At 70.7% G+C, this 4,792-nt stretch carries 5 protein-coding genes; 4 read left to right on the top strand and 1 reads right to left on the bottom strand.

Going from position 1 to position 4,792, the window contains the following annotated elements:
* Nucleotides 1-2 precede the first annotated feature (2 nt).
* Nucleotides 3-590 carry an XRE family transcriptional regulator gene (locus QZV72_RS00770; protein ID WP_297004046.1) on the top strand — a complete coding sequence of 196 codons (588 nt, stop codon included), beginning with the start codon at nucleotides 3-5 and terminating at the stop codon, nucleotides 588-590.
* A 32-nt stretch (nucleotides 591-622) separates the two neighbouring features.
* Nucleotides 623-1,402 (top strand): gamma-glutamyl-gamma-aminobutyrate hydrolase family protein, encoded by a 780-nt coding sequence (locus QZV72_RS00765; protein ID WP_297004044.1) that lies wholly within the window; start codon nucleotides 623-625, stop codon nucleotides 1,400-1,402.
* Here QZV72_RS00765 and QZV72_RS00760 read toward each other — a convergent pair.
* Nucleotides 1,374-2,537 carry a PspC domain-containing protein gene (locus QZV72_RS00760; RefSeq protein ID WP_297004042.1) on the bottom strand — a complete coding sequence of 388 codons (1,164 nt, stop codon included), beginning with the start codon at nucleotides 2,535-2,537 and terminating at the stop codon, nucleotides 1,374-1,376. The genes QZV72_RS00765 and QZV72_RS00760 overlap by 29 nt on opposite strands.
* Before the next feature lie 124 nt (nucleotides 2,538-2,661).
* Between QZV72_RS00760 and QZV72_RS00755 the strand changes: the two genes are divergently transcribed.
* Nucleotides 2,662-3,921: an ATP-binding protein gene (locus tag QZV72_RS00755; protein WP_297004038.1), complete on the top strand. Its 1,260-nt coding sequence runs from the start codon at nucleotides 2,662-2,664 to the stop codon at nucleotides 3,919-3,921.
* Entirely contained in the window at nucleotides 3,918-4,661 is a 744-nt protein-coding gene (locus QZV72_RS00750) for a response regulator transcription factor (RefSeq protein WP_297004036.1), read from the top strand. Before QZV72_RS00755 ends, QZV72_RS00750 begins: the two co-directional genes overlap by 4 nt.
* Nucleotides 4,662-4,792 lie beyond the last annotated feature (131 nt).

Below are 4,792 nucleotides of genomic sequence, written 5' to 3'. Positions count from 1 at the left end.
CCATCGAGGTCGGGCTCGGCCACCGGGTCCGTGCCCTACGCACCTCACGGGGTATGTCGGTCGCCGCGCTGTCGGAACGCGCCGGACTGTCCAAGGCGATGCTCTCGAAGATCGAGAACGCCCAGACCTCCTGCTCACTGACGTCGGTGGCCCACCTCGCCGCCGCGTTGGACGTCCCGGTCGCCACGCTCTTCCGAGATTCTTCGGTCGAACGCCCGGTGGCCTACACCCCGGCGGGAAAAGGCACGCTCATCGACGGCCGGGGCACCCGGCACAACCACATCTACGAGCTGCTGGGATCCTTCCGTGGCCGGGGCGGCGGCGCCTCCGGCCCGCACCTGGAACCCGTCCTCGTCACCCTCAACAACCGGTCGGAGACCTACCCCCGGTTCCAGCACCCCGGAACCGAGGTGCTCTACATGCTCGACGGCGACATGAGCTACCGCTACCAGGAGACCGACTACCGGATGCGCCCCGGGGACACCCTCCTGCTCGACGGCGAGGGCGTCCACGGTCCCACCGAACTCATCGAACTCCCCATCCGCTTCCTGGCCGTCACCGCCTACCCCGCAGACACCCCGCACGACTGATCCCACCCCGACCGCGAAGGAGTTCCCTCCCCGTGACGCCCCGTTCCCCCCTGCACGTCGAGGTGTTCCATCCGCTGTCCGTCCGGCCCGACGAGCCCGGTTTCCACGACCTCCTCGGCGTCCTCAATGACGGGGTACGCGCCGCCACGGACGCCCTGGGCTGGACCGTCCACTTCACCGCGTCCGGAGAGGTCGGTGCGGACGCCGCGCTCGCCGCCGCCCGTCGCGCCGACCTGCTCGTCGTCATGGGCGGGGAGGACGTGACCCCCACCCTGTACGGTGCGACCGCCGACTACGAGGACGTCGGGACGCACTGCCCCGCCGCCGACATCGCCGAGATCTCCGTCATCCGGGACGCCGTGGCCCGCCGGGCCCCGCTGCTCGGCATCTGCCGCGGACTGCAGCTGATCAACGTCGCCTTCGGCGGGACACTGGTCCAGCACCTGCCCACGGAGCGCCTGCACCGCGCCGACGGCGGTGACGGCGGTGACCCCTTCGTCACCACCACGGTCGTGCCGGTCCCCGGAGCCGACGCCGACGGACTCGACCTCTCCTCCCCCGTGCGCTGCACCCACCACCAGGCCGTCGGTGACCTCGGTGCCGGGCTCACCGTCGTCGCCCGCGCCTCCGACGGCGTGGTGGAGGCCGTCCTCCACGAGGACGCCCCGCTCACCGGCGTCCAGTGGCACCCCGAACACCCCGAGGTGGCGGGCGCCCAGCTGACCGCGCTGCTGCGTCGCATGCGGGGGCAGCTGGGGCCGCAGGGGCGGGGCGGGCAGGGCGTCACCCGTCCTGGTGCTGTCGCATCCTGACCTCGGACACCGTGGAGTGGACCTCCACGGTGAGCGTGCGCTCCGGGTCGGCGTCCCTGTCCCCCGTGGAGCGGATGACCGTCCCGTCGAGGCGTCCGCAGTCCACGTCACTCGCCGAGACCTGTGCGCAGTCCACCCGCAGCCGGTAGGACGCACCGTCCGTGACCTCGGGAACCAGGATGTCCACGCCGCTGAACCTGCTCTCCAGCGTGACCGTGGCGTCCTTCCTGTCGGTCGGGAAACGCAGACCCCCGAGGTCGACGTCGATGTCGCTGAACAGCGTCTTCACCGTGCGGTCCCGCTCCAGGGAATCCACCACCACCGAGCTGCCGGTGAAACGGCGGGTGCTGGTCGTGTCGGTGTCCTCGTCGGCGACACCGCCGACGCCGAACCCGATCGCCGCGACCAGGGCCGCACCGGCGAGAACCAGGGCGAGCAGCACCCCGAGGAGCGCGCCACCGAGCCGACGCCACGGCCCGCGCCGTGGCGGGGCCGGGGGTGCGGGCTCCGGCGGCTCCGGCAGGTCCCACGCGAAGGGTGCGGTGCCCAGCGGATCCCAGGACGGCGGAGTCGTCCGCGGCGGGGTGAACCCCTCCGCCGGTGTCAGTGAGCCCAGGTCGACGCCCTGGTAGGTGGCGGCGTCCTCCCGGGGGGTGGTGAGACCGGAGGGCGGGACGGGCAGGCGCTGGTGGAGCAGCCACCACACCACCGCCGTCGCGACCACACCGCCGGCCACCCCGCCGAGGGTCACTCCACCGCTGCCGACACCGCCGAGAACCAGCAGGATGACGCCGACGACCAGGGTGCGGACGCCGACGTCCCGGTCGCGCGTGTACCGGGGGTCCCGCTCGTTCTTCAGCAGCACCTCGACCGGGGAGAGCGGAACCCCGTAGCGGGGCATCACCAGCAGCGCCACCAGGTAGAACCACAGCCCCAGGCCGCCGAGGGTGACGCTGAGGCCCACCACCAGGCGGACCAGCACCGGAGAGACCTGGTACCGCACGGCGATGCCCTCACACACACCGAAGAACCACGTCTGCGGGGACTGGGAACGGGGAAGTCGCACCGGCCGGGTCGTCCACATCCGGCGGGCCTGGGTCTCGAGATTCTCCGTCGATCCTGTTGTCGTGTCCATGTGTCCCATCCTGGGCGGTGCACCCTCTCCTCCGCATCGGGGAGCACCCTGATTCCTCACCCGGAGACCGCTCTCAGGGTGATCCCTGATGTGCCGTCGGTGAACTGCTGGCACTCTGGAGTCCATGACCACCAGTGTGCCTGACCGCCAGGCTCCCCCGGCACCCGAGTTGTACCGGGTACGGGAGGGGCGGGTCCTCACCGGCGTCTGTGCCGGGCTGGCGGCGCACCTCGGGGTCGCCGCGACCACGGTGCGGCTTGTCTTCGTGGTCTCCTGCCTCGCGGTCGGGACGGGGGCGGTCGCGTACGTCGGGCTGCGGGTGCTCACCCGTCAGGTGCCCACCGCCGGTGAGGCGACGAATCCGCTGTCCGCCGGACGCGCCGCGCAGACCGCACGCCCGGTCCGGGGCGTCGACCGGCTCATGGTTCCCCTGGGACTGGTGCTCTGCGTGGTGGGGGTCGGATTCTCGGTGACGGTCGGTGTCACCACCGTGCTGGTCCTCGGCGGCGCGGTGCTGGTCTGGCGGACCTTCGGACCCGACCAGATCGTTATGCCCACACGCGTCGGGGGACGCACCACCGACCGGTTCCCCGCCCGCTCCCCCGGCGCCGCCCAGTGGACCGGCATGCTCGGCGGCCTCCTGCTCATCACCGCGGGACTCGGCTTCTGGGCCTGGCGGACCTGGGGCGGCCCCGGGTCGGATTCCTTCCTCCCCGCCCTCATCGCCGCGGTCATCCTGGTGGTGGGGGTTCTCATCGTCCTGATCCCACTGTGGCTGAAACTGTGGAGCACAGCGGACGCCGCGGCCCGGGAACGCGCCGCCTCCGACGAACGGGCGAGGATCGCGGCCAGGATCCATGATTCCGTCCTCCAGACCCTCACGGTGATCCAGCGCCAGTCCGATCAGCCGGAGATCGCCAAGCTCGCGAGGACGCAGGAACGTCAGTTGCGGCAGTGGCTCTTCGGTGCCGGGGAGTCCGTGTCCACCGGCACTCTCTTCGGTGGACTGCGGGTGGCCTGCGGCGAAGTGGAGGACACCTACGGCGTGGAGATCAGGCCGGTGACCGTCGGCGCGGATGCACCGGTCGACGACGGTCTCATGGCACTGCTCCGGGCTGGCCGTGAGTGCATGGTCAACGCCGCCAAACACTCCGGCCGCACGGAAGTCAACGTGTACTGCGAGGTGGCGCCCGGCGGTGTCGACCTGTTCGTCCGGGACCGCGGCTGCGGGTTCGACCCGGAGCACATCCCGGAGGACCGTCACGGACTCCGCGGCTCGGTGATCGCCCGCATGGCGGAGGTCGGCGGTACGGTGACGGTCGACTCGGGTAGTTTCGGCACGGAGGTCTCCCTGCACCTCGACATTCCTGAGGAGGACAAGTGAACACATCCGGTGACCGGACCGCCGTATACCTCGTTGACGACCACGCGATTGTCCGCTCCGGGGTCCGCGCGGAACTCGAGACGGTGCCCGGATTCGCCGTGGTCGGGGACGCCGGCACCGTCGCGGACGCCGTGGCAGGGATCCGTGAGACAGACCCTGACGTGGTGCTGCTCGACGTGCACATGCCCGACGGTGGTGGTCTCGCGGTGCTGAGGACGGTACTCGAGAAACCGGGAGGTGGGGTGGAGCGCCCCAGATTCCTGGGGTTGAGCGTCTCTGACGACCCCGTCGACGTCATCGCGCTGATCCGTGGCGGGGCGCGAGGGTACGTCACCAAGAGCATCGACATCGCGGCCCTGGCGGACGCGGTACGTCGGGTGGGTGAGGGAGATGCGGTCTTCTCCCCGAAGCTGGCGGGCTATGTGCTCGACGCGTTCGCGTCACCGGCCAGGTCCGGGTCCGGGGCCGGTGCCGTGGCCGGCACTGGAGCCGGGGCGGCTCAGGACGCGTCGGCGGAGGTTGAGGGGGTCCCGGACTCCGTCCTGATCAACGACCTCACGCCACGGGAGGTGGAGGTGATGCGCCTGCTGGCCCGCGGGTACACCTACCGGGAAATGGCGGAACGCCTGTTCATCTCGGTGAAGACGGTGGAGACGCATGTCTCCCACGTGCTGCGCAAGACGCAGCAGACGAACCGCCATCAGTTGTCCCGGTGGGTGTCAGACAACCGACTCGGCTGACTGGTCCCACCACCAACAGCGCCACCAACACAACGCACACAAATAGGGGCCAGGCCCGGCCGACCATCCGAAGATGACCAACCGGGCCTGACCCCAATTCACACGTTAAAATGCCGGCGGCGTCCTACTCT

It is taken from the genome of uncultured Corynebacterium sp., from assembly GCF_902782855.1.
In the GTDB taxonomy this organism is placed as follows: domain Bacteria; phylum Actinomycetota; class Actinomycetes; order Mycobacteriales; family Mycobacteriaceae; genus Corynebacterium.
This window is presented reverse-complemented; position numbering and strand designations above follow the sequence as displayed.